We start from the raw sequence: 22809 nt of genomic DNA, 5'->3' as shown, positions 1-22809 counted from the left end.
ATCATGCCGCAAGCCCGACTGGCAGCAGGCGGTCATATTCCTTCTTGACCACGGCATAACACTCGCAGCTGCGTTTTTCCAGCGCCGGGCGGTCGAGCACCGTGATGCGGCCGCGTGAATAGCAAATCAGGCCAAGCTTTTGCAGCTTGGACGCACTTTCGGTCACGCTTTCGCGGCGTACGCCGAGCATGTTGGCGATCAGTTCCTGCGTCATCACCAGCTCGTTGCACTGCAGGCGGTCCAGGCTCAGCAGCAGCCAGCGGCACAGTTGCTGGTCCAGCGAATGGTGCCGGTTGCATACGGCGGTTTGCGCCATCTGCGTGATCAGCGCCTGAGTGAAGCGCAGCAACAGGTGCAGCACCGGGGCGCGCCTGAACTCGTCCTTGATCGCCCGCCCGCCCAGCATGAACCCTTGGCCGGCGCTTTGCACGACCGCGCGGTTGGGCGTGGACTCGCTGCCCATGAACAGGGCGATGCCGACCAGACCCTCATTGCCTACGACGGCGATCTCGGCCGAGGCGCCGTTTTCCATCACGTACAGCAACGAGACGATGGCAGTGGTCGGAAAGTACACGTGGCTTTGCTGAGCGCCCGACTCGTAGAGCACTTTACCCAATGGCAGCTCGATCCACTGCAGTTGCGGGAGCCAGCGCTGCCACTCGGCATCGGGCAGCGCGGCGAGCAAGTGGTTGACTTTGGGGTCGATGATGAGGGCCATCAGGCAATCCCCGGCAGGCCTGGACTGAGTGCCTGTTCCTGCGCTGCCATGCCTGGCAATGGACCTGCCCTAGGAGGCCTGCTGGTGAGGAAGCAGTCGGTCGTATTCATTTTTGACCACCAGGTAGCATTCGCACGTGCGCTTTTCCACGCCTGACCGGTCAATCACCGTGATTCGGCCGTCCACATACCGGATGAGCCCGGCAGCCTGAAGATTGAGGGCGCCTTGCGTCATTTTTTCATCGGTCGCGCCGAGCATGTTGGAGATCAGCTTTCGCGTCATCACCAACTCGTTGCCTGAATGGCGGTCCAGGCTCAGCAGCAGCCAGCGGCACAGCTGCTGGTCCAGCGTGTGGTGTCGGTTGCAGGCCGCCGTTTGCGTCATCTGCGAAATCAGCGCCTGCGTGTAGCGCAGCAGCAGGTGGGAAACGGGGAGTGATCGTTCAAACTCCGCTTTGAGCGTTTGTGCCTTCATCCGAAAACCCTGGCCCGCATTTTGGACAACGGCCCGGCTCGGCGTGGAGCCGCCGCCCATGAAGAGCGAAATGCCGACCACGCCTTCACAGCCAATGACAGCGATTTCGGCCGAGTCACCGTCTTGCATCACGTAGAGCATTGAAACGATGGCGGTGGTGGGGAAATAGGCATGGCTGAGCGTTCCCCCGGACTCGTAGATCACCTGGCCCAGCGCCAGGTCGGCAGGCTCCAGGTGAGGCAGCCAGCGGCGCCATTCCGCATCGGGCAAGGCGGCAAGCAACCGGTTGTCCCTGGGATCAGACAGCGTTTTCATGCGCACCAATATAAACACTTCCCGGCTCAGTGTCTGGTTGATTTTGTGAAATCAGTGCGCTCGTGACTCGCTAATTTCCAGGAGGATCTTTAAGATCAATGCCTTCGTGCCCATGGTCAGGACAACGGGAAAAAGAAGCCCAGTGTATTAAATTGGGCTCAAAGGGAACTCCTTAGGAGTTCCAGGGAGACTTTCACAACTGTCTTATAAATTGAGCGGCCTTGCAACTCAACAACGGCGCAAGTTCTGTAAACAGTCGAACATAAAGTCCAACCACTTCACCTATTTTGAGAAGATAGCATGGGCGTTCCCCGCAAGGAAATCCCATCCGCTGCGACCCTGGTCATTGCCGCCTTATCCACCCAAGATGAGCATTCGAAACCTCGACCCATTGTTCGATCCGGTATCGGTGGCTGTGTTTGGCGCCTCGCAGCGCCCAGCCAGCATGGGCGCTGCGGTATGGCGCAACGTTCGCAACAGCCACTTCAAGGGCCCGGTGTACGCGGTCAACCCGAAGTATCGCAAGCTTGGCGGCGAGCCAGTCTTTGCGCGCGCAGCCGATTTGCCGACCGTGCCCGAACTGGCCGTGATCTGCACGCCACCTGCCACCGTAGCGGGCTTGATTGCAGAGCTGGAGGCCATTGGCACGCGCGCTGCGGTGGTGCTGACCGTCGGGTTGAACATTGCGCAGAAAGCCGCCTTGCTTGCAGCTGCCCGTCCTCACCTGCTGCGCATCCTGGGGCCGGACTGCAGCGCTTTGCTGGCACCCCACATTGGCCTGAACGCCAGCTTCGCTCCCACCAATGCGTTAAAGGGAGAACTGGCGTTTGTTTCCCAATCGGGCGCACTGGTTGCGGCGATGCTCGACTGGGCGCATGCGCGTGCGATCGGGTTTTCGCACGTGGTTTCGCTGGGATCGCAGGCCGATGTGGACCTGGGCGACATGCTGGACTACCTGGGCAGTGATTCCAGGACCCGCGCCATCATGCTCTATATCGAAGCGGTCGAGTCGCCGCGCAAGTTCATGTCGGCCGCGCGCGCCGCGGCGCGCAACAAGCCGGTGATCGTGGTCAAGTCCGGGCGTTCACCCCAAGGCCAGCGGGCTGCAGGCGCCCACACCGGCGCACAGGCCGGCTCTGACCTGGTCTATGACGCAGCCATCGCACGCACCGGCATGCTTCGCGTGGACACGCTGCAGCAGTTGTTCCTGGCGGCCGAGACGCTGACGCGCTTTCGCACTAACCCCTGCGAAGAACTCACCATCCTGAGCAACAGTGGGGGGGGGCCGGCGTGATGGCCGCCGACGCCGCGTCGCATGCCGGCGTGAAACTGGCTGATCTGGACGAAGACACGATGCGGTGCTGCCGGGCAACTGGTCACGCGCCAACCCAGTCGATATCGGCGGTGACGCGCCGGTGGAGCGCTATGTGCAGGCCCTGCAGGCCTTGAGCGACGGTCCTGCGGCCAGTGCCGTGCTGTTAATCCATGCGCCTTTTGTCATCGTACCGAGAGCCGAGATTGCACAGGCGCTGCTCCCCTTGGCCCACAGCGCACCCCCGCGCTTGATCGCTTGCTGGCTCGGCGAGGCGGCGGTCGCCCAGGCGCGCCAGACCTTCCAGAACGGCGGAATCGCCTGCTACCCGACCCCCGAAGAAGCCGTGCGCGCATTTGCGATGCTGGTGACCTACCGCCGCAACCAGGCACAGTTGCTGGAGGCGCCTGCGGCGGCGCTGCCACCCCCTCCTGCCAGATCCTGCGCCGATGGCTGGGCCGTGCGAGAACTGCTTGCAAAGGTACTGGCCGATGGCCGCGACCGGCTCAGCGAGCCCGAAGCCAAGGCCTTGCTGGCCGCCTACCGCATCCCCGTGGTGGCCACCCGAAGCGTCGGTCTGCAGCCGACTGATGCCGCCAGCGCCGCTGAAGCCATCGGCTTTCCGGTGGCATTGAAGATGCTGTCATCCGACATTTCGCACGCGTCCGATGTCGGCGGCGTGGCGATGAACCTGGACAACGCGGCTATGGTGGGCGACGCTGCCCACGAGATGCTGGCGCGGGTGCGTCGGGCCCGACCCGACGCACGCCTCGACGGCTTCACCGTGCAGGCAATAGTGCGGCACCGCCATGCGCACAAGCTGTTCGTCGGCGCCCACATCGACAGCGTGTTCGGCCCGGTCATTCTGTTCGGCCAGGGCGGCACCTCGGCCGAAGTGGCGGCCGATTGCGCTGTAGCCCTGCCGCCTCTCAACGCGACGTTGGCCCGCGCGTTGGTACAGCGCACCCACGTGGCAAGGCTACTTGAGGGAGAAGGCGACACCGTAGCCAGCTCAGACCGGCACCCCGCAGCGCTCCATCAGCCAGAGTGGTGCATCCTGCAAGGCCACCGGGCGCAGGAAGCGGTCACTGGCGGTGAAGCCGACCGAAGTGAACAGCGGCTGGGTCGAGGCTGGCCACGGGCCGCCATGGTGCTGGGCATGGGTGACGGCCACGCCGGTCGGCATGCCCTGGAACAGCACCCGGCCCGATATTTTTTGAGCGATGCGAAACACCCGGCGGTCGCGTTCGCCGCCACCATCGGCCCCCAGGAGCGTGGTGGTGAGGGATCCGCCGACGGCCGCCAGCACGGCGCACAGCTCGTCCAGCGACGTGGCCAGCACGCAGACGCACGCGGCGCCAAACACTTCATGCCGCAAGGCCTGGTCCGCCAGGAATGCGGCCGCGCTGACCAAACCGACAAAGCCATTGCCCGCACCTTCAGTTGATGCTGCCGACGTCAGCGTCCGCACCTCGGGATGGCGCTTCAGCGCCGCCACGCCTTGCACGTAACCCTGATGAATGCGCTCGGACAGCATGCGGTGCAGGCCGATCTGATCGATTTCCACCGCCAGCTGCCCGACCAGCGCCCGCGCGTCAAGGCTGTCCAGCATCATCAAGAGGCCAGGGCTGGTGCAAAACTGGCCTGAGCCCTGGGTAATGGAGGCAGCCAGCGTCTTGGCCAGGCTGCCCCTGTCCGCTTCAAGGGCTTCGGGCAACACCACCACCGGATTGACTGAACCCAGCTCGCCGTAAAAAGGAATCGGCTGGCTGCGAGCCTGCGCCTGCCGGCCCAGCGCCTGGCCGCCCGCCAGGGAGCCGGTGAACGCTACCGCCTGGATGCCGGGGTGGGCCACCAGTTCAAGGCCGGCGGCATGGGTGTCGAGGTCGATGTGGCCAATCAGGCCTTCGGGCAGTTCCAGGCTGCGCAGCACGCCCTGCGCCAACTGGTGCACCCGGCGCGACAGGCCGATGTGCGCCGGATGGCCCTTGACCACCACTGGGCAGCCGGCGGCCAGGGCCGATGCGGTGTCGCCGCCCAGCACCGAGAAGGCAAAGGGGAAATTGCTCGCGGAAAACATTGCCACCGGCCCGAGGGGCACCCGCACCCGGGTCAGGTCCGGCCGGCCTGCAGGCGGCGGGCCGGCAACGGCGGGGTCGTCGATGCGACCGTAAAAACCACCGTCCCGGGCCAGCGATGCAAAGCCCCTCAGCTGGAAACAGGTGCGGTCCAGTTCGCCGTTCAGCCGGGCGGCGCCCAAATGAGTTTCGCTGTCGGCCAGCGCCACCAGCGCCGGCCGGTCGTTCTCCAACGCCTCGGCCAATCGGTCCAGTAGCGCCGCGCGGCGCAGACCGTCCGAGCCGGCCCAGGCATCTGCGGCATCGCAGGCCAGGGCGACAGCGGTATCGACATCAGGATGAAGGGTCATGATTTTTTCCAAAAAAAGGGTGAATGCCTGCAAAGTGGCTGAACACAGCCGCAGGCGGTTTTGAGATGGGAGCGCGCCGCACCCGTCAAGGCTCACGTCATCGGACGGTGCCGAGTTCACTGTGACATGCCACGTTATTAAACATTAAATATTTTATAAAATCTATTTTTTTAGTTTAAAGTAGCGTCATGTCTGCCATCAACACCCCCACCTACATGCGTTTGCGCGACCAAGTCCGCGTTGACATCGTCTCCGGCATCTGGCCCCTGGGCAGCCACGTCACGCTGGCGCAGTTGGCGGAGCATTACCAGGTCAGCGCCAACCCGGTGCGCGAGGCATTGCTGCAGCTCCAAGGCGAAGGCGTCATCGCCATGCGAATGAACCGCGGCGCGGTCATTCCGTTGGTTGATGAGCGCTACATCGACAACCTGTACCGGCTGCGCGGCGCCGTGCAGTCGATGCTGGTGCGCGATGCGGCGCGCATGGCGGTTCCCGAGCAGGTCAACCGCATGATGGAACTGGCCGCCGCGTATGAAAGCGCAGCCCAGTCCAATGACCCCGCCGCCTGCGTCGAGGCCAACCGCAACCTGCACCGGCACATCGACGTGATCGCCGACAACCCGCTGGCGGTCGATCTGCTGCAGGGCCGCTCCACGCTGGTTGATGCTTACCGCCGCTCGGTCGGCTACGGCACCGGCCGCCTGGACCTGGTGGTGGCGCAGCACCGCCAGATCGTTCGTGCCATTGCAGCGGGCGACGAGGAAAAAGCTGCGCAGGCCATGCTGGAGCACACCGATTCCTCCCGGCTTGACCTGCTGGCCATCTGCCGGGCCGCGCGCGGCTGACCGAAAAACCTCGGGCGCCTGCCCCGGGCGTCCATTTTTGACTTAGAAGAACTGGAGACACACCCCATGAAACATCCGCTGTTGCCGTCAAGCCTTGTCCGCCGCCAGCTGCTCGCAGCATGCGCCGCAGGGGCGCTGTTGAACGCCGTGCCGCTCACCGCGCAGGCGCAAGCCGCCTACCCGAACCATCCGATCCGCTTCATCGTCGGCTTTGCGCCAGGCGGCTCGGCCGACGTGGTGGCGCGGGCCGTGGCCCAGGAGCTGGGCAAGGACCTGGGCCAGCCGGTGGTGGTAGACAACAAGCCCGGGGCGAGTGCCCACATTGCCACGCAGGCGCTGCTCTCGGCGCCGGCCGACGGCTACACCATCTTGTTCGCCGGGCTGACGCTGGCCACCAATCCGGCGCTGATGGCCTCGGTGGGCTACGACCCCGAAAAAGACATCACCATGGTCTCGCAGATGACGGCCATGCCTATCGTCGTGTTCGTGCCCGGCAAGTCAGAGATCAACAGCCTGCAGGACCTGATTGCCGTGTCGAAGAAAAGTCCCAGCGGCCTTAACTTCGCCTCCGGCGGCACGGGCACCTCGTCCCACCTCGGCCCCGAGCTGTTCACCCGCACCGTCGGCATCAAATACACCCATGTGCCCTACCGGGGCGGCGCGCCGGCCCTGCAGGGCCTGCTGGGCGGCGAAACCGACGCCATGTTCGACACGGCGGTCACGCCTTTGCACCGCGTCAATGTCGAGGCCGGCAAGATCAAATTCATCGGCGTGATGCAGAAAGACCCGATTGCGAGCTACCCGTCGATCAAGCCGGCCGGCCAGCAGGGCATTGCGCCTGCGGCCTTCATGCGCAGCTGGCAGGGCGTCGCGGTGCGCACCGGCACGCCGCCCGAGATCGTCCAGAAACTGCATGCCAGCATCTCGAAGGCGCTGAAGAACAAGGAGGTCATTGACCGCCTGGTCGGCGCCGGCACCGAGGTGCAGGGAAGCGCCAATCCGGGTGAATTCCAGAAACTGTACCGCGACGAGCTGGTGCGCTGGACGGCGCTCATCAAGGCGGCCGGCATCAAGGCGGAATAAGCCAGGTGTGAATCGCGCAAGGCAACTGGCGTGCTCGGCTACCGTGCCGGCGCAGTTCAAACATCAAACGGAAACCTGCAGTGGCTGACTATCTGTCCGACGACTTCTTATTGCACTCTAAGGTGGCGCGCTCGCTCTACCATGACCATGCGGCCGCGCTGCCGGTCATCGACTTTCACAGCCACATCGACCCGCAGGCCGTGGCCGATGACCGGGTGTTCGGAAACCTGGCCGAGCTGTGGATCAGCGCCGACCCGTACAAATGGCGCGCCATGCGCATGAACGGCATCGCCGAGCACGCCATCACCGGCGGCGCGTCAAGCCGCGAAAAGTTCGGCGCCTGGGCGCACACCGTGCCCTACACCGTCGGCAACCCGCTCTATCACTGGACTTCGCTCGAACTCAAGCGCTATTTCGGCGTTGATGCGCCGCTGTCGCCAACAACCGCCGACGCCATCTGGGCCGACTGCAACCGCCAGCTGAAGGAACCGCGCCTGTCGGCGCGTGGCTTGCTGAAACAGGCGCGGGTCGAGCTGCTCTGCACCTCCGACGACCTGCTGGATTCGCTGGCGCCGCACCGGCGGATGCAGGCCGAAGGCGGAACCCTGACCATGCTGCCGTCGCTGCGGGCCGACCGCATCATCGCCGTGGACGCGCCGGGCTTCATGGCATTTTGCAGTGCGCTGCAAGCAGCCACCAGCATCCCAATCGACGGACTCGATGCCTTCAAGGCTGCCGTTCGCATCCGGATGGACGTATTTCAGGAAGCGGGTTGCTGCGTGGCAGATGTCGGGCTGGACCGACCCGTGTTTGAACTGGCTGATGACGCACGGGTGGCGGGCATTTTCAACCGGCTGATGGCGGGCGGCACCCTTGATGCGCACGAAGTGCGGCAACTCAAGACCGCGCTGCTGCTTTTTTTGGGTGGCGAATACCACTGCCGCGACTGGACCATGCAGCTGCACATCGGTGCGCAGCGCACCACCAGCGAGCGCCTGCAGCGTATCACCGGGGGCGCGGGCGGCTATGCCTGCATCGGCACCTCGTCGGATGTGGCGCTGGTCTGCGGCGTGCTGAACCAGCTCGAATGCCAGGGGGCGCTGCCGCGCACGATTCTGTTCACCCTCAACCCGTCGGACACCGACATGTTCGCCTCGGTGACCGGCTCGTTCACCGGGGAAGGCATTCCGGGCAAGGTCCAGTTCGGGCCGGCCTGGTGGTTCAACGACAACCGCGACGGCATGGTGCGCCAACTGAAAGCGCTGGGCAACATGGGTCTGCTCGGGCGGCACATCGGCATGACGACCGATTCGCGCAGCCTGCTGTCGTATTCGCGGCACGAATACTACCGGCGCATTCTCTGCAACCTGGTCGGTGAATGGGTGGAGTCGGGCGAGCTGCCGCGCGATCAGGATTTTCTGCAGAACTTCATCCAGGACCTGTGCTATTTCAATGCCCGCCGCTGGCTGCGTCCCGACACCAAGCCAGTTACTCAACAACGCATGCAAGGAAACCCATGAAAATCACCGCCATCCACGGCCACCTGATGCAGGCTGGCGCCCCTGGCCACACCGGCTGGTCGGCCACCGGCAAGAGCGCGCTGGCGACCGGCCGCAACTGGTTTTTCGTGACGATTGAAACCGATGCCGGCCTGGTCGGCACCGGCGAAGGCTCGGGCTGGCCGCGCGTGGTGGCCGCCGCCGTCGAAGACCTGAGCCGCCTCCTGATCGGCGAGACGGTGCGCGATGTCGAGCGCATCGGCCAGAAAATCCGCGTCGCGCTGATGGGCCACGGCCAGACCGGCGTGGTCGGCATGGGCGCGCTGGCCGCCATCGACATGGCGCTGTGGGACCTGAACGCGCAGGCGCTCGGCGTGCCGGTGTCCGCGCTGCTGGGCGGCACCACCCGCCCCGCCGTTCCCTACTATGTGCATGCCTCGAATGTCGAAACCGCTAAAGCCGCCGTGGCCGATGGCGTGCGGGCGCTCAAGGTCGGCGGCACCAAGGACATCGTCGAACGCGCCTTTGCGATCCGCGCCGCCGTGGGCGACGACATCGACCTGATGGTCGATCTGCACGGGCCGCCGTGGCTGACCACCGGGGACGCGGTGGCGATTGGCCGCGCGCTGGAGCCGCTGCACCTGCTGTTCCTTGAAGAAGCCGTCGCGCCCGATGACCTGGCCGGCTGGAAGCGGGTGCGCGACAAGGTGGCGCTGCCGCTGGCTGGCGGCGAGCGCCTGGCCACACTGGCCGAGATGCGGCCCTTCCTGGAAAACGGCCTGTTCGACGTGGTGCAGCCCGACACCGGCCGCTTCGGCGGGCTGACGCAGATGAAAAAGCTCGCCGCCATGGCCGAGGCCTGCGGCATCATGGTCGCGCCGCATTCCGGCTCGCTCGGGCCGGTGGCCGAGTTCGCCGCCACCCATTTCCTGTCGGCCATTCCCAACGGTCTGATCCTTGAGCGGCTTGAGCCCGACTGGGCAGGGCGCGCCAAAACCATCACCACTGCTCTCGCCGCCAGGGACGGGCTGATCGACGTGCCGCAGGGCGCCGGGCTGGGCGTCACGCTCGACCTGGACTTCGTCGCCAGCCACCCGAGCGAGCGAAACATCTCGATCGCCACCGGCGGCTGGAACGCCGGCACCGAAGACCAGACCGTGCTGACTCAGGCTCGCCGCCCGCGCGCCCCCCAATTTCAAACCCGAAAGACGCCCCCACCATGAACGACACCACCCGAGCCCGCTTGATGCGGGTCTCCACCGCCACCCTGACCACCGTGCTGTTCAAGCGCGGCTTTCACAACACCTTTCTTCAGCAGGTCAGGCTGGTGGGCGGCACCCAGGCCAACATGGTCGGCGCGGCCTACACCCTGCGCTACATTCCGGCCCGCGAAGACCTCGACGGCATCGACGCCTTCAACGACCGCAGCCATCCGCAGCGCGTGGCGGTGGAAGAATGCCCTGAAGGCCAGGTGCTGGTGATGGACAGCCGGGGCGATGCAAGCGCGGCCTCCAGCGGCGGCCTACTGCTGACGCGCCTGCTCAAGCGCGGCGTGGCCGGCGTGGTGACCGACGGCGGCTTTCGCGACACACCGGAAATCGCGCTGATGGACTTTGCCGCCTACCACCAGCGGCCGTCGGCGCCGACCAACCTCATCAAGCACCATGCGATGGACCTGCAGCTGCCGATAGCCTGCGGCGGCGTGGCGGTGTACCCGGGCGATGTGATGGTGGGCGATGCCGAAGGCGTGGTCTGCATTCCGGCACACATTGCCGACGCGGTGGCGGTGGAGGCCTACGACCAGACGCTGTATGAAGACTGGGTGGCCAAGCGCATTGGTGAAGGCGCGGGCCTGTTTGGCGTGTACCCGATGACCGATGCATCCGAGCAGGCAGAGTTTGCCGCGTGGCGCGGCGCGCAGGCGGCGCACTATCCGCTGGCGACCGGGATGAACTGACATGGCGCTGATCGACTGCATTGTGCTGACAGGTGCGGCCGGCCGCCTGGGCCGGTCGCTGCGCCCTGGCCTGGCGGCCAGTTGCAGGGAACTTCGGGTGCTCGACCAGGCGCCGCTGACGCCTGAGCATGCCAACGAAACCGCCTTCCAGATCGACCTGAACGACGAAACGGCGCTCAAGGAAGTGTTGCAAGGAGCTTCGGCGGTTGTTCACTTCGCCGGCTACCCGCGCGAGGCGCAGTGGAACGTCCTCTTGCCGGCCAACATCGAAGGCACGATCAAGCTCTGGGATCAGGCACACACTGCCGGCGTCGACCGCATCATCTACGCGACGTCCAACCACGCGGTAGGCCTTTATCCCCGAGACAGGCCACTGGATGAACTGGTGCATCCGCTGCCGGACTCGCGCTACGGCTTGAGCAAGGTCTTCATGGAGGGTCTTGCCAGTCTCTACGCGATCAAGCACGGGGTGCGCGGTTTTGGCATGCGGATTGGTCACTGCGCACCGGAGCCAACGGACGCACGGATGTTGTCGCACTGGATTCACCCCGAAGACCTAGCGGCATTGGTGAGCGTTGGCTTGCATGCTGACTACGAGAACGAGATCGTCTACGGTGCCTCCGACAACATGCGCTCCTGGTGGCCCAATGCGAGAGCACGTGAGTTGGGCTACCACCCGCGCCACAGTGCTGACGCTTTTATCGAGCAACTCAAGGGATGCGTGAGCAACGACCCTGTCGCGGAGCGATTCCAGGGCGGTTCTTTTGCGTCAAACGGATTCTCCAATGTACGCACCACGCAGCGTTGAGTACGTCATCTCGTCGGCGCTGGCGCATCCTTCGCTCGAGCAACTGACCGTTTGGCCTGTCGGATGCAAGGTCGGCGAGTCGCCGGTCTGGCATCAAGGAGAAGAAGCGCTGTACTGGGTCGATGTCCGCGCGCCCCAGCTGTTGCGCCTGCACCCTCAAACGGGTGAACTGTCACGATGGCAGTTGCCCGAAGTGGTCGGGGCGCTAGCGCTTTGTGGCGGGTCGCGCGCGTGGCTTGCACTCAAGCATCGCCTGGTTCAAATTGATCTGCTGACAGGTGAGCTGCAGGTGGTCGCGAATGTCGAGCTTGATATTGCCGGCAATCGGCTCAATGACGGCAAGGTTTCCCCGAGCGGGCGCTGGTTCGTGTTCGGGTCAATGGACGATGGCGTGGACAAGCAGCAAACGGGTGCGCTCTACAGAGCTGGCGTAAAAGGCGGCTTTGAGAAAATTCACGCCACCCTTGGCGTGGCCAATGGCATTGCCTGGAATTGTGATGCGACAGCGATCCACTTCTCGGACAGCTTGCGCGGCCAGCTGTTTGTCGCGCCCTGGGACGAAGCAACCGGCATGATGGGTCCACCGCGGATCCTGGCGATGCTCGACGAGCAGGCTGGAAGGCCCGATGGCGGTATGGTCGACTCGCAAAACATCTACTGGTCGGCGGGCGTTTCTGCGGGGGTGCTGAACCGTATAGACCCTCATGGCAAAGTCATCGAGCGCATTCGAATGCCGTGCATGGCACCCACGATGTGTGCCTTCGGGGGACGGAACGCTGAAAGCATTTTTGTGACGTCACTCGTGCGTCCCCAGTGGAATTCGCCTGGCGCCATGGAAGGTGCGCTCTTCCAATTTCGCAGCCCAGTGCCAGGCGTATGGTCGCCTTTCCTTGATGTTGCCATGGACCAGCATCTTCCCGCTTCATCCCATCTGTGATGATCAAATAAAGCGCATGCCCAGCGTCACGATGCCTTCTCAGCCCTCTATTCCAAGCTTCGGCTACCAAGCGCAAGATTTCAAGACGAGTCCGTTCGTCTTCGAGATGTCCAGGCTTGGCAGCCGGTCCGGCGGACCGCGCGGCTTTGCCCATCGGCATACCTATTTTCACATCCTGTGGCTCATGCAAGGAACGGGCACACACATCATTGACTTCGAGGCGTTCGACCTAAAACCACCCTCGGTTTTCTTCATCTCACCGCATCAGGTCCATCTGTGGAGTTCTGAAACGCCTGTCGATGGTTATTCGATCAAATTCAGCGTCGATTTTTTCCAGCGCTTGATGGCCCGAAGTGAAGCTCTGTACAGCCTTCCATTCGGCCCCATTGGCTGCGAACCGGTGTTGTATCTCGGTGAAGCTGAGACGCGCGACTTCAAGCCTCTGCTGCAAAACCTCTTGGACGAGGGCAACATCCAAGATCGATGGTGGCAAGACATGATCGCAGCGATGCTGCAGGTGATCTTGTTGAGGCTTTGCCGGCTGCACCCCGCACCTTTGCAAACTAACGAAGCGAATCACTACTCCCTGAATCCGTGATCTCGTTGTCAGATTTTGGTGGTTTCCTTATTGAAATCAAGCACTTGTCCGCCAAGTTCAGTTCACCCTGCAGTTGAGCGAAAACATGACCGATTTTCTTATCAAGCGACTTCCCTACGACCTCAGTTCCCATGCCGGACTGGCGTTGATTGGCAGATATCTCAAGCGCATCAATATCAACGCGCTGATCGATCCGGCCTTCCCGGTCCGCTCGGGCATTGCCAACAGCGACATCCTCAAGAGCTACCTCGGGCTGCTGTGCCTGGGCAAGAACGACTTTGACGCCATCGAGAGCTTTCGGGGTAACGCTTTTTTCATGCGCGCGCTGGGGTTGCAGGCGGTGCCGTCGAGTCCGACGCTGCGCCAGCGCCTGAACACCCAGGCCAGCGACTGGTTTGAACTGGCCGCGCAGATCAACCAGGCGCTGCTGGGCAGCCGTATTGAAGGGCGGCCCATTGATTTTGGCGCGCTGGGCTGCGGCTACACGCCAGTGGATCTGGACACCTTCGCGATGGACAACAGCGACACGCAAAAGGAACTGGTCGGGCGTACCTACGCGGGGGTTGATGGTTACTGTCCGCTGGCGGTGTACCTGGGCCGCCTGGGTTACTGTCTAGAGTTGGCGCTGCGCCCCGGCGTGCAGCATTCGGCCCGGGAGAGCGAGTACAACCTCGAACGCGCGCTGCCCCTGGCGGCAAGCCTGGTCAAGGGGCCTTTGCTGGTGCGTGCCGATTCGGGCTTTTGCTCTTTGAAGCTGATGCAGGAAATCTCGGCCCAGGGCGCGGCTCTTGGACGCGAGATAGCTCCTCAATCATCAAGTGGAACCCGCGCAAGACCCCAGTTGAGACGGTGGCAGTGGGAAAGGCGGGCGATCCGAACAATGCCTGGCAGACGCTGCGCCCGGGCAAACGCGAGTGCGTCTGGCAGGATAGGCTCGATCTGGTCGATGTCGGCAACCCAGCGAATCCGGCCCGGCGCGTTTACCGCCTGACCGAGCGCACGATCGACAAGTACGGCAATGCTTTGTTGCTGCCCGAATATGTGCTCGACGGCTGGACGACGACGCTGCCCGAGCGCTTTGAGGCGAAAGACATCATTGCGCTGTACGCCGACCACGCCACGCACGAGCAGTTTCACGCCGAGTTCAAGTCCGATATGGACCTGGAGCGCCTGCCCAGTGGCAAGTTTGACACCAATTATCTGGTCTGTCGGCTCAGTGCGGTCGCCATGAACCTGCTGCGCCTGATTGGACAAAACACCCTGAACGAGCCCGATGCGCCCGTGCGCCACCCGGCCCAGCGCCGGCGTATCAAGACGGTGTTGCACGAGATGATGTTCAAAGCCGCCCGCATGATCCGCCATGCTGGGCGTTGGGTGCTCGGCCTGGGCGCGAACGACAGTGGCTTTGCGGTGTTTGACCGGCATTACGGGCAACTCGCAACCGCGTAGCAGCGCAAATCCTCGCGCTGCCCCATGCTCCATTTACCTGGCCTGCGCGCAGCGCGGCATGTTCAGCCCTGGGCTGGAAAATCTTCATGCTGCTCAAAACCTGGGAAAACCGCCTTGCCCGCCCTCATGGCGTCGCCATAAACCGCTTCAGTACGCGACAGCACGGCATATTCCACCGGGATTTGTCCACTCCAGTTTGAAAATCAGGCCGCGTTTTTTGAACTCACGGATTCAGGTACTCGGCAATCACGCGCCGGTTCGTGAAGCTTCTAGAAATGCATTTTCTGACAACGAAAAAGGTGGATGAGTATGCTCGGATGCTCGATGTCACCTTGGGCTTTCTGAATGATGCCCTCAAACGCGTCCGGGGTCGCACGGCCTTGCAACTCATTGCCGAACGCCTGCTTCTAGAGGCCAAGCGCCGGCTCATGTTCTCCGATGCGACGATTGCTGAAGTCGGGTTCGAGCTCGGATTTGAAGATCCTGCTTACTTCGCCCGGTTTTTCCGCAAAGGGGTCCACTTGTCTCCGGGAGAATTCCGCCGGTCCCACGAGCAATTCAAGTGAGTCTTGCGGTCTCATCGCGCTAAACCTTCAAAAAGTACCAGCCGACGCACAGTCTGTCCTAACAGGAAAGCATCGCTGAAACCTAACATTTGCGTTCATTCACAACGCACACAGATGTAGGAGACAAAGATGCACAAAGGTACCCGCCTTACTTCGTTCATTTCGCGCTCGATCAGGTCGCTCTGCTTTCTGGCGGCAGTGACAGCCACTTGGGCTCAAGCCCAGAACTTTCCCGACAAGCCGCTGTCACTCGTCCTGGGGTTTCCGCCAGGCGGTGCCACCGACAGCTCGATGCGGGCTGTCGCCGACGAGCTGTCGAAGGTGCTGGGCCAGGGTGTGGTCGTTGACAATCGGCCGGGTGCCGGCGGCGCCATTGCAACCCAGTATGTGGTGGGGGCAAGGGCGGATGGCTACACCTTGTTGACCGCCGGACTCCAACTGGCCACGGGGCCGCACCTCAACAAGGTGCCCTACAACCCATTGAAGGATCTGACCATGATCGGGCAACTCGGCAACGTGCCCGTTCTTCTTCTTGCCAAGGGCGACAGCACCATTCAGTCAGCGGCGGACATCGTTGCACTGGCTGCATCCCGTGGAAATGGCGTGTCGATTGCTTCCGGCGGTGTGGGAACAACGGGTCATTTCGGCAGCCTGATTCTGGGAAATGCGCTGAAGTTCAAAACGGTCCATGTGCCTTTCAAAGGCGGGACACCTGGACTCCAGGCACTGGCTTCCGGCGACGTCGATCTGATGTTTGACCAGATGTCCGGCTCCATGCAGGGCTTGATCCAGGCAGGCAAGGTTCGAGTCGTTGCGGTAATGCAGAACACCCGACTGGCAGCGCTTCCGAACGTGAAGTCTGCCCGGGAATTCGGTGTCTTACTGGATGCGCCGCTCCAAGGCTGGCAAGGCCTTGCCGTGCGTTCTGGCACGCCCGATGCGGTCGTGCAGAAACTACGCGCTGCCTGGATCACCGCAGTCAATTCCGCCGCGGTCAAAACCAAGGCCGAGCAGCTAGGGATCGAACTCGACACGGCCAAGTCGTCCGAGGCATTCCAGAAGTTTTACCTGGCCGAATACGACCGCTGGGGCACTTTCATCAAAAATAACCAGATCACTGCACAGTGATCCGGCCTGCCAATCAATTCTTTCACCATGACAGGCAATCCCATGATGCAACGAATTCTTCTTACAGGTGCAGCAGGAAAGCTGGGCAGACGACTCAGAGCGCCCCTGGCAAAACGCTATCCGCTGCTGCGCGTCACCGACATCCTCGAGTTGCAGCCCATCGAGAGCAATGAAGAGGTTGTCCAGTGCGATCTTTCCAATGCTGCGGCCGTCGAGAAACTGCTGGTCGGCGTTGATGCGATCGTGCATTTCGGCGGGTATCCGCGTGAAGCAGCGTGGGACACGATCCTTCCTGCGAACATCATCTCGACCACGAACTTGTGGGAGGCCGCAATGAAGGCGGGCGTGCGTCGCATCGTGTATGCGAGCTCCAATCACGCCATTGGTTTCCACCCAGTGGGCCGTACGATCGGAATCGATGCTGAGCTCAAGCCCGACTCACGTTATGGCGTTTCCAAAGCTTTCACCGAGATCGTCGCCAGGTTCTATTACGAGAATTTGCGCTTGAATCGCTGGGCCTGCGAATTGGCCGTTGTGAGGATCTTCCTTCGGATGAACGCATGTTGTCCACGTGGATCCATCCGGACGACTTGGTTCAGCTGGTGACCCGGGGCATCGAAGAACGTGTCCAGGCTGATGTCGCCTACGGCTTGTCCCAGAATTCAAAGGGCTGGTGGCGCAACGACGGACTGGCAGCCTTGAAGTACGAGCCCGCACACAGCGCCGACGACCATTTGGACAACATCGCCGTGGCGGACCCCTCTGCGCCGTCCTGGCAATACCAAGGCGGCCCGTTTGCCACCGCAGAGTACGTCGGCGACCCTGAACGTGCTGCCTTGTTCTCCCGTTAGGCCCTGCTGACGAGAGCTTTCAATCCCTCTTTTAAACCATACCATGACCTACCAAGACATCCCCGCCGAACTTCGTGCCTCCTTGATGAAGACTTCTGCTGCGAGCATCAGTACGCAGCTGATCCGTCGCGGACTGCGCAACGTGGCCATCCGGGGCGTGCGGCCTCTCAATCCGGATCTGCCGCCAATGGTTGGTCCCGCATTCACGTTGCGCTACGTCCCAGCTCGGGAGGATCTGGACGCCTATGGCTCCGGAGGTGACCCGCAAAACATCCAACGCCAGGCCATTGAGGTTGCGCCTTCGGGTCACGTCTTCGTCGTCGATTGCCGCGGCGTGACCGACATTGCTGGTATTGGCGCCATCTTGGGGCGGCGACTTTTGCAGCGCGGACTGACAGGCATCGTGCTCGACGGAGGAGTGCGTGACACCCATGCGCTGGCTGTCACCGACATGCCGGTGTACTGCGCAGGTCCTTCTGCGCCGCCAAATTACACGGGTCACCATGCAGCAGACATGAACATTGTGATTTCATGCGGCGGTGTTGCCGTCTACCCCGGGGACATTATTTTCGGAGACTGCGAAGCGGTGGTCGTCATTCCACGCCATCTTGCGGAGGAAATTGCTGCGGACGCCGTCGAAATGGAGCGCCGAGAGCGGTTCCTCTTCGCTCAAATCGAAGAAGGTAATTCGATCAATGGCGTCTACCCACCAAGCGAGGAAACGCTTCATCGATATGCCATTGCATGCGAGCACGGTCTGGCCTGAAAGCCACTGCGGTTTCCAGTGAAGACCCAATGACTGAATAAATTTCGACCGCGATCACGAACAGAGGCACCGCACGTGTGTTCATACAATATTTTTGTAAATTAAAACATTTTATAAAATATACAAAATTAAAAGTTATATTAGAACCCTTAAAACTTGGAGACAACATGAAACTGCCTTTGATCACCCTGGCTTCTCTGCTGGCTTGCGGCGCCTCGATGGCCCAATCAAGCGTGACGCTCTACGGCATTGCCGATGCCTACTTTGGCCAGAAGGAAACCGGTGTCGGAGCCACCAAAGTGAAAAGAACGGTCGTTGACAGCGACGGCATGGCCAATTCCCGCTGGGGCCTGCGGGGTTCGGAAGACCTGGGCGGCGGCCTGAAAGCCGAATTCCAGTTTGAAAGCCTGTTTGACATCACCAACGGCGCCACCACACAGGTCACCACAGCGCCAGCCTCGGTCGCGCCGCAGTTGTTCAGCAGCCAGGCCTGGGTGGGCGTGTCGGGCGGCTTTGGCAGCGTGAAGCTGGGCCGCCAGGTGTCACCCTTCCATTCGTTCGTGGGCCTGACCAACAATTTGTACGACGCGACGGCTTTTTCCACCACCGGCACGGTATGGGGCTTGGGTAACCTGCCCAACTATGTTGGGCGATTCGACAACGCTATCAGCTACGAGTCACCGGTTTTCAGCGGATTCAGCGGCAAGGTTGCACTGGGTTTCGGCGAAGATAAGGCGCTTGCCACACCGACCACCCCGGCGCTGTCAGCCTCGCGCAATACCAGCCTGAACATCAAGTACGCGCAGGGCCCGCTGGTGGCAGGCTATAGTTTTCAGGAGCAAAGGCCGCAGGGCAGTGCGACGGCCCTGAAGTACAACTTGTTGGGCGGCTCGTATGACTTTGGCATGGTCAAGGTGGTGGGCGGAGTCAACACTGCTCGGCGCGACAACACCAAAGACAATGAATGGCAGCTGGGCGTGAGCATTCCGTTTGGCGCCGCATCAGTTGCCGCAGGCTACGGCAGCTCTAAGGGACATGTAAATGGCGCAACAGGCAACAAAGGCACTGGCCTGGCCTTGCTGGGCACCTACGACCTGTCCAAGCGTTCTCGCCTGTATGCCGGTTGGAGAACTACCACTGCAAAAAACGCAAGCGGCACAACGATTAACGAAACCTCAACGATGGGTGCCGGCATCATTCACCGTTTCTGATTGCCAACAAGCCATCAGCATCGGAATTTATTGAAAAATGATTAAAACCGACAAAGTTGGCTTGGGGCCTTTGACGCATTAGGCACCTGGCCCGCCGGATTAGGCTGACGGCCACCCAAATGGCGGACTACACGGATGCGCTCCTCGCGCTGGCAGGCCTTTCGCAATTGGAACTGCGGGTCACGGATGTGGACCTGAGCGCCCTGGCCTGCAGTGCCCTGGCCAATTTGCAGGAACGCAACGCGCAGCGGGTCGTGTGTTTGACTGTTCAGGAAAATCTGAATGTCCGCGGAGACGCTCGGTTGCTGCGCCTGGTAATGGACCACCTGCTGGACAATGCCTGGAAATTCACCAGCCTGCGCAAAGTCGCAGAAATCTCCTTTACGTCCAATGAAAATGCGCAAGGTGAGAGGTTTACTGCGTCAAGGACAATGGCGTAGGCTTCAACCCGTCATATGTCGACAAGCTCTTTAACAGCTTGTCGGTGCACCTTCAATCTGTCACTTTTGAACTTTCAATTGGCACCAAATAGACCACGCAGATAGATCATTTTCCCTAGAGGCACTTGGTAAAAGGCGTTATCCAGGAAAATTTGCCCAGACAAGCATTCTTCAAAATATAGTCCTTTCAATTGGCACAACCTTGCATTTGCTACCTTCAATGTGTCACTATGTGCGCATTGACCTGCAAGGAAAGGACGATGAGACGTTTTCAGGTGGTATCCAATGCGCTGGCCGTTGCCGGCGACCGCCTTGTGGCCATCATCAGCGTCGAGCCTGCCGGATCCGTCACGGTCACTGAACAACATCAGCCAGAAATGGACCATGCCGATTAAAGATTGGAAGGCCGCCTTGAATCGCTTTACCATTCAGTTCGACGAGCGCATGCCGCGCTTCTAACTCAACCGCCGTTTACACAAAATTCGGGACACCCTCTCGGCCTGCTCACGGCCAGCTTTTGAGCAACGGCTTGTGCACTTACCTGCCGAGTGCACAGCTCAATAACTGCCGCCTGCTTGAGCTCTGGTGAGTGCTGTACACCGCCCGCTTTGCCGACAACGTGGGGGTGCAGCTCATCGATCCAGGCCGCGAGCGTGTCCCGGCATGGATAGCCCAGTGCTTCTATGGCTCCTGTAATGCAGCGATCATGATTGAGGTAATGCTCGACCGCCACCTGTTTCTGTTCGTCAGAATACTTCTGCCATGAGCGCACATAGCCAGTCGGAAAATCCTCGCCTTGTTCGAATGCCCGATGCCAGCTCTTGAGACTATTCTTTGTCGGATAACCCAACTGTCGAATGGTCGCGCCAGTGCGTTTGCCGAGTTTTATATAGAGCTTGACGGCTCGAATTCGGTCTACGTAAGAGTACATGAACTATCTTCCCAAGTAGTCCAAGAATTCCGCCGCACCCCCTTTTGAGAAAAAGTGATCCCTATGACTACAGCATTGCGCGACGACCAATTTATTGAGTGATTAATGGGCAATGATTAGTTGCAGATTTAGCCACAGGGGATCGGGCGCTTTCACATCGCCGAAACTTCGTTAATATCAAGCAAGCGTGCGGTAGAGTGCTACCCGTCGATTGACTTCAACTCCCGACTCAAAAGGCCTCCGTCCAAGGGCGGAGTTCAAGTTCATGAGTCCAGGCGCTGCGGTGCTGGATATGAAGCTGCCAATAGGTTTCCGCAATTGCATCGATAGAAAGCAGACCATCTGGCCCTTTTTCGTTTTGACGGCCAGGAAATGCTGATAGCAATCGATCCCCCTCAATGCCACCGTCTATGACGACGTGAGCGACATGAATGCCCTTCGGCCCTAACTCACGCGCCATACTTTGAGCAGTAGCGCGCAGTCCTGCCTTTGCAGCCGCGAATGCAGCAAACATCGCACGGCCGCGCAGTGAACCAGAAGCACCCGTGAAAAGAATTGTCCCGCGGCCGCGCGCCACCATGTGCCTAGCACTTTCCCGACCAGTTAAAAAACCGCCGAGGCAATGTTCGCGCCATAGGTTCTCGAAGTCGCTGGTTTCAAGATCCAAAAACGCGTCGCGGCGATTGCTGCCCGCATTGTGTAAAACCAACTCAAGCGGCCCATATTCTTCGGCACTTGCTACGAAACGCTTCGCGTCCGATTCGTTGGAGCCATCTCCGATGACAGCATGCGCAGAGCCCCCGGTTGCACAGATCTCCGCTACTACCGTGTCGAGCTTCTCAGCGGTACGCCCCGCAACCACTACATGAAGGCCTTCCCTTGCAAAACGCCTCGCCGCTGCAGCACCCAGACCTCGGCTTGCACCAACGCCGACAATAAGTGCGGATCTATTTTGTGTCATCAAACTTCCCCCTTATGAGTCAATGCATCAATTTAAAGCATGTCAATTTCTGCTCATTTGATCGTCGACTGGAAGTCGACCGAGTGCAGCACCGAGATTGAGTTCAACACCACCATCCGTCGCGGCGTCCTGTGACAGCAACCATTTGACGCGTTTCGCCACTACTGGCTGAACCATTAGTATTTGGAAGCGCTGACTCTCGTCTGTCATCAAACTCTCGGCGGGCAGCGTCGCAAGATTCACCATATGCTTTGCGTTTTGAATACCACTTTGCGGGAACCCGGCTATTCGTTTCGCAAGACGATCGACAAAGCCACTCAATTCAGAATCCGGTAGTGCGCGATTGATCCAGCCGTACCGCTCCGCCTGTGCGGCATCGTAGTCGTCACTCGACAGAATGACTTCGAGCGCGCGGGCGCGTCCGAGCAATGCTGGTAACCATTGAGTCCCGCCCGCCCCCGGCAGCAGACCACTGCCGACTTCCGGTTGACCGAATACTGCTCTTTCAAGCGAGGCAAACCGCATGTCCAGCGCCAGCGCAAACTCACCTCCCGCTCCCCGCACACGGCCACGAATTTCGCCAATGGTGACCTGGGGGAGTTGCGATATCCGTATGTATAGCTGTGCGAGGGGCGACAGGCCGTTGCGTGGCTTCGACGCGGGGGTTGAATTTACCTGGGCCGCCATGTCAAAGTGGTTTACAAAAAAGTCCGTAAGGGCGCTGCGAAAGACAACAACCCGAGTGATTTCATCCTTCGACAACGAATCGACCAAGGCCATTAAATCGACGACCAATTTGCGGTCGACTAAATTGGTTGGCGGGTTGTTTATCTCAATGATGGCGATACCATCGCGATCCGTACGACTTAGTGTTGATAAATTTTCAGTATTCATTGTGGTTTCCTGTTAAGGCTGAATTGCCCGAACGATTTCTTCCTCAACTTCTCTGAGGCGGTCTTTACCAAAGAAGATCTCATTACCCACGAAGAATGTGGGTATGCCAAATGCGCCGCGTTCAAACGCTGACTGAGTATTTGTGAGAAGGGTGCCTTTGACGTCAGGCTGTTGTGACGCCTCAACTAAGCCCCCACCATCAATCCCAGCAGCCGACAGGACGGCAACGATCTCGGTCGGGTCATTCATGTTTCGCTCCTGTTCCCACATGGCCCGGTACATCGCATCCACGTAGGGCTTGAAAATGCCAAGCTTTTGCGCCGCGACGGCCCCACGCATCAGTTGTAGCGTGTTGATTGGGAAGAAAGGGTTGAAGCGGAATTTTTCGACCTTGTGCTTGGCAATGAAGCGTTGTATTTCAAGCGCGTCGTAGGCTTGCTTTTTCGGGATGCCTGCAAATGCTTCCATAGGTGAACGATTGTTGGCAAGCTTAAATAGACCCCCCAAAAGTATTGGCACGTACTCAAAGTTGACGCGGGTGCGCCATTCGATTTCAGGAATTGCTTTGTGACAGAGGTAGGCATTCGGACTTCCAAAGTCGAAGATGAATTGAACTGCAGGATGACTCATGGGTGACT

At 60.8% G+C, this 22809-nt stretch carries 25 protein-coding genes and 2 pseudogenes; 20 read left to right on the top strand and 7 right to left on the bottom strand.

Annotated features, from left to right (window positions below):
* Position 1: 1 nt before the first annotated feature.
* Together EC86_RS0121330 and EC86_RS0121325 are read right to left on the bottom strand one after the other, a co-directional pair.
* Positions 2-718, bottom strand: coding sequence for a Crp/Fnr family transcriptional regulator (locus tag EC86_RS0121330; RefSeq protein ID WP_029527894.1), 717 nt, complete (start codon positions 716-718; stop codon positions 2-4).
* A gap of 69 nt (positions 719-787) precedes the next feature.
* Positions 788-1507 (bottom strand): Crp/Fnr family transcriptional regulator, encoded by a 720-nt coding sequence (locus EC86_RS0121325; RefSeq protein WP_029527893.1) that lies wholly within the window; start codon positions 1505-1507, stop codon positions 788-790.
* A gap of 367 nt (positions 1508-1874) precedes the next feature.
* Between EC86_RS0121325 and EC86_RS30085 the strand changes: the two genes are divergently transcribed.
* Both EC86_RS30085 and EC86_RS30080 read left to right on the top strand, forming a co-directional pair.
* Positions 1875-2801 carry an acetate--CoA ligase family protein gene (locus EC86_RS30085; protein WP_051676230.1) on the top strand — a complete coding sequence of 309 codons (927 nt, stop codon included), beginning with the start codon at positions 1875-1877 and terminating at the stop codon, positions 2799-2801.
* Positions 2802-3180: 379 nt separating this feature from the next.
* Positions 3181-3756 (top strand): annotated as a pseudogene (locus EC86_RS30080) (acetate--CoA ligase family protein); the annotation flags it as partial.
* 75 nt (positions 3757-3831) lie between these two features.
* Here EC86_RS30080 and EC86_RS30075 read toward each other — a convergent pair.
* Positions 3832-5247: an aldehyde dehydrogenase (NADP(+)) gene (locus tag EC86_RS30075; RefSeq protein WP_029527892.1), complete on the bottom strand. Its 1416-nt coding sequence runs from the start codon at positions 5245-5247 to the stop codon at positions 3832-3834.
* Between the two features lie 188 nt (positions 5248-5435).
* Between EC86_RS30075 and EC86_RS0121310 the strand changes: the two genes are divergently transcribed.
* From EC86_RS0121310 to EC86_RS30420, 18 genes are all read left to right on the top strand, one after another.
* Positions 5436-6092 (top strand): GntR family transcriptional regulator, encoded by a 657-nt coding sequence (locus EC86_RS0121310; RefSeq protein ID WP_029527891.1) that lies wholly within the window; start codon positions 5436-5438, stop codon positions 6090-6092.
* A 66-nt stretch (positions 6093-6158) separates the two neighbouring features.
* A complete protein-coding gene (locus EC86_RS0121305; RefSeq protein WP_029527890.1) occupies positions 6159-7175 on the top strand; it encodes a Bug family tripartite tricarboxylate transporter substrate binding protein in 1017 nt (338 codons plus the stop codon).
* Between the two features lie 80 nt (positions 7176-7255).
* On the top strand, positions 7256-8695 hold the full coding sequence (gene uxaC / locus EC86_RS0121300; protein WP_198026863.1) for a glucuronate isomerase: 1440 nt from the start codon (positions 7256-7258) through the stop codon (positions 8693-8695).
* The gene (locus EC86_RS0121295) at positions 8692-9897 is read left to right on the top strand and encodes a mandelate racemase/muconate lactonizing enzyme family protein (protein ID WP_029527888.1); all 1206 of its coding nucleotides are present in this window, start codon (positions 8692-8694) and stop codon (positions 9895-9897) included. Before uxaC ends, EC86_RS0121295 begins: the two co-directional genes overlap by 4 nt.
* Positions 9894-10631, top strand: coding sequence for a ribonuclease activity regulator RraA (locus tag EC86_RS0121290; RefSeq protein WP_051676227.1), 738 nt, complete (start codon positions 9894-9896; stop codon positions 10629-10631). The genes EC86_RS0121295 and EC86_RS0121290 overlap by 4 nt, the downstream gene beginning before the upstream one ends.
* A gap of 1 nt (position 10632) precedes the next feature.
* Positions 10633-11439: an NAD-dependent epimerase/dehydratase family protein gene (locus tag EC86_RS0121285; RefSeq protein ID WP_029527886.1), complete on the top strand. Its 807-nt coding sequence runs from the start codon at positions 10633-10635 to the stop codon at positions 11437-11439.
* Positions 11417-12376, top strand: coding sequence for an SMP-30/gluconolactonase/LRE family protein (locus EC86_RS26450; RefSeq protein WP_051676226.1), 960 nt, complete (start codon positions 11417-11419; stop codon positions 12374-12376). Before EC86_RS0121285 ends, EC86_RS26450 begins: the two co-directional genes overlap by 23 nt.
* Positions 12333-12974, top strand: coding sequence for an AraC family ligand binding domain-containing protein (locus tag EC86_RS0121275; protein ID WP_084181642.1), 642 nt, complete (start codon positions 12333-12335; stop codon positions 12972-12974). The genes EC86_RS26450 and EC86_RS0121275 overlap by 44 nt, the downstream gene beginning before the upstream one ends.
* Before the next feature lie 85 nt (positions 12975-13059).
* Entirely contained in the window at positions 13060-13965 is a 906-nt protein-coding gene (locus EC86_RS26445) for a transposase (protein ID WP_232229911.1), read from the top strand.
* A gap of 32 nt (positions 13966-13997) precedes the next feature.
* Positions 13998-14423, top strand: coding sequence for a transposase (locus tag EC86_RS30600; protein ID WP_232229998.1), 426 nt, complete (start codon positions 13998-14000; stop codon positions 14421-14423).
* Positions 14424-14683: 260 nt separating this feature from the next.
* Positions 14684-14989 carry a helix-turn-helix domain-containing protein gene (locus tag EC86_RS0121260; RefSeq protein ID WP_156955428.1) on the top strand — a complete coding sequence of 102 codons (306 nt, stop codon included), beginning with the start codon at positions 14684-14686 and terminating at the stop codon, positions 14987-14989.
* 129 nt (positions 14990-15118) lie between these two features.
* Positions 15119-16117: a Bug family tripartite tricarboxylate transporter substrate binding protein gene (locus EC86_RS0121255; RefSeq protein ID WP_029527882.1), complete on the top strand. Its 999-nt coding sequence runs from the start codon at positions 15119-15121 to the stop codon at positions 16115-16117.
* A 27-nt stretch (positions 16118-16144) separates the two neighbouring features.
* Positions 16145-16723, top strand: coding sequence for an NAD-dependent epimerase/dehydratase family protein (locus tag EC86_RS26440; protein ID WP_084181641.1), 579 nt, complete (start codon positions 16145-16147; stop codon positions 16721-16723).
* The gene (locus EC86_RS27215) at positions 16678-16968 is read left to right on the top strand and encodes a hypothetical protein (RefSeq protein WP_156955427.1); all 291 of its coding nucleotides are present in this window, start codon (positions 16678-16680) and stop codon (positions 16966-16968) included. Before EC86_RS26440 ends, EC86_RS27215 begins: the two co-directional genes overlap by 46 nt.
* Positions 16969-17011: 43 nt before the next feature.
* Entirely contained in the window at positions 17012-17734 is a 723-nt protein-coding gene (locus tag EC86_RS0121245) for a ribonuclease activity regulator RraA (protein WP_029527881.1), read from the top strand.
* A 77-nt stretch (positions 17735-17811) separates the two neighbouring features.
* On the top strand, positions 17812-18945 hold the full coding sequence (locus tag EC86_RS0121240) for a porin (RefSeq protein WP_156955426.1): 1134 nt from the start codon (positions 17812-17814) through the stop codon (positions 18943-18945).
* A 119-nt stretch (positions 18946-19064) separates the two neighbouring features.
* A complete protein-coding gene (locus EC86_RS0121235; RefSeq protein WP_029527879.1) occupies positions 19065-19385 on the top strand; it encodes a hypothetical protein in 321 nt (106 codons plus the stop codon).
* Positions 19386-19645: 260 nt separating this feature from the next.
* Positions 19646-19780, top strand: a complete 135-nt coding sequence (locus tag EC86_RS30420; RefSeq protein ID WP_269635755.1) for a hypothetical protein — start codon at positions 19646-19648, stop codon at positions 19778-19780.
* A 101-nt stretch (positions 19781-19881) separates the two neighbouring features.
* Here the strand turns inward: EC86_RS30420 and EC86_RS29065 are convergent.
* From EC86_RS29065 to EC86_RS0121210, 4 genes and pseudogenes are all read right to left on the bottom strand, one after another.
* Positions 19882-20316 (bottom strand): annotated as a pseudogene (locus EC86_RS29065) (IS3 family transposase); the annotation flags it as partial.
* Between the two features lie 229 nt (positions 20317-20545).
* Positions 20546-21277 (bottom strand): SDR family NAD(P)-dependent oxidoreductase, encoded by a 732-nt coding sequence (locus tag EC86_RS0121220; RefSeq protein ID WP_029527878.1) that lies wholly within the window; start codon positions 21275-21277, stop codon positions 20546-20548.
* A gap of 42 nt (positions 21278-21319) precedes the next feature.
* Positions 21320-22171, bottom strand: coding sequence for an enoyl-CoA hydratase/isomerase family protein (locus tag EC86_RS26435; RefSeq protein WP_084181640.1), 852 nt, complete (start codon positions 22169-22171; stop codon positions 21320-21322).
* Between the two features lie 12 nt (positions 22172-22183).
* Positions 22184-22801 carry a 2-hydroxychromene-2-carboxylate isomerase gene (locus EC86_RS0121210; RefSeq protein WP_029527876.1) on the bottom strand — a complete coding sequence of 206 codons (618 nt, stop codon included), beginning with the start codon at positions 22799-22801 and terminating at the stop codon, positions 22184-22186.
* Between the last annotated feature and the right edge of the window lie 8 nt (positions 22802-22809).

Origin of the sequence: Polaromonas glacialis (genome assembly GCF_000709345.1) — a bacterium.
Classification (GTDB): Bacteria; Pseudomonadota; Gammaproteobacteria; order Burkholderiales; family Burkholderiaceae_C; genus Polaromonas; species Polaromonas glacialis.
This window is presented reverse-complemented; position numbering and strand designations above follow the sequence as displayed.

Coding starts and splice junctions, on each gene's coding strand:
- EC86_RS0121330 (WP_029527894.1), bottom strand. CDS start 718: ATGGCCCTCATCATCGACCCCAAAGTCAACCACTTGCTCGCCGCGCTG.
- EC86_RS0121325 (WP_029527893.1), bottom strand. CDS start 1,507: ATGAAAACGCTGTCTGATCCCAGGGACAACCGGTTGCTTGCCGCCTTG.
- EC86_RS30085 (WP_051676230.1), top strand. CDS start 1,875: ATGAGCATTCGAAACCTCGACCCATTGTTCGATCCGGTATCGGTGGCT.
- EC86_RS30075 (WP_029527892.1), bottom strand. CDS start 5,247: ATGACCCTTCATCCTGATGTCGATACCGCTGTCGCCCTGGCCTGCGAT.
- EC86_RS0121310 (WP_029527891.1), top strand. CDS start 5,436: ATGTCTGCCATCAACACCCCCACCTACATGCGTTTGCGCGACCAAGTC.
- EC86_RS0121305 (WP_029527890.1), top strand. CDS start 6,159: ATGAAACATCCGCTGTTGCCGTCAAGCCTTGTCCGCCGCCAGCTGCTC.
- EC86_RS0121295 (WP_029527888.1), top strand. CDS start 8,692: ATGAAAATCACCGCCATCCACGGCCACCTGATGCAGGCTGGCGCCCCT.
- EC86_RS0121290 (WP_051676227.1), top strand. CDS start 9,894: ATGAACGACACCACCCGAGCCCGCTTGATGCGGGTCTCCACCGCCACC.
- EC86_RS0121285 (WP_029527886.1), top strand. CDS start 10,633: ATGGCGCTGATCGACTGCATTGTGCTGACAGGTGCGGCCGGCCGCCTG.
- EC86_RS26450 (WP_051676226.1), top strand. CDS start 11,417: ATGTACGCACCACGCAGCGTTGAGTACGTCATCTCGTCGGCGCTGGCG.
- EC86_RS0121275 (WP_084181642.1), top strand. CDS start 12,333: ATGTTGCCATGGACCAGCATCTTCCCGCTTCATCCCATCTGTGATGAT.
- EC86_RS26445 (WP_232229911.1), top strand. CDS start 13,060: ATGACCGATTTTCTTATCAAGCGACTTCCCTACGACCTCAGTTCCCAT.
- EC86_RS0121255 (WP_029527882.1), top strand. CDS start 15,119: ATGCACAAAGGTACCCGCCTTACTTCGTTCATTTCGCGCTCGATCAGG.
- EC86_RS26440 (WP_084181641.1), top strand. CDS start 16,145: ATGACAGGCAATCCCATGATGCAACGAATTCTTCTTACAGGTGCAGCA.
- EC86_RS27215 (WP_156955427.1), top strand. CDS start 16,678: ATGTTGTCCACGTGGATCCATCCGGACGACTTGGTTCAGCTGGTGACC.
- EC86_RS0121245 (WP_029527881.1), top strand. CDS start 17,012: ATGACCTACCAAGACATCCCCGCCGAACTTCGTGCCTCCTTGATGAAG.
- EC86_RS0121235 (WP_029527879.1), top strand. CDS start 19,065: ATGGCGGACTACACGGATGCGCTCCTCGCGCTGGCAGGCCTTTCGCAA.
- EC86_RS30420 (WP_269635755.1), top strand. CDS start 19,646: ATGAGACGTTTTCAGGTGGTATCCAATGCGCTGGCCGTTGCCGGCGAC.
- EC86_RS0121220 (WP_029527878.1), bottom strand. CDS start 21,277: ATGACACAAAATAGATCCGCACTTATTGTCGGCGTTGGTGCAAGCCGA.
- EC86_RS26435 (WP_084181640.1), bottom strand. CDS start 22,171: ATGAATACTGAAAATTTATCAACACTAAGTCGTACGGATCGCGATGGT.
- EC86_RS0121210 (WP_029527876.1), bottom strand. CDS start 22,801: ATGAGTCATCCTGCAGTTCAATTCATCTTCGACTTTGGAAGTCCGAAT.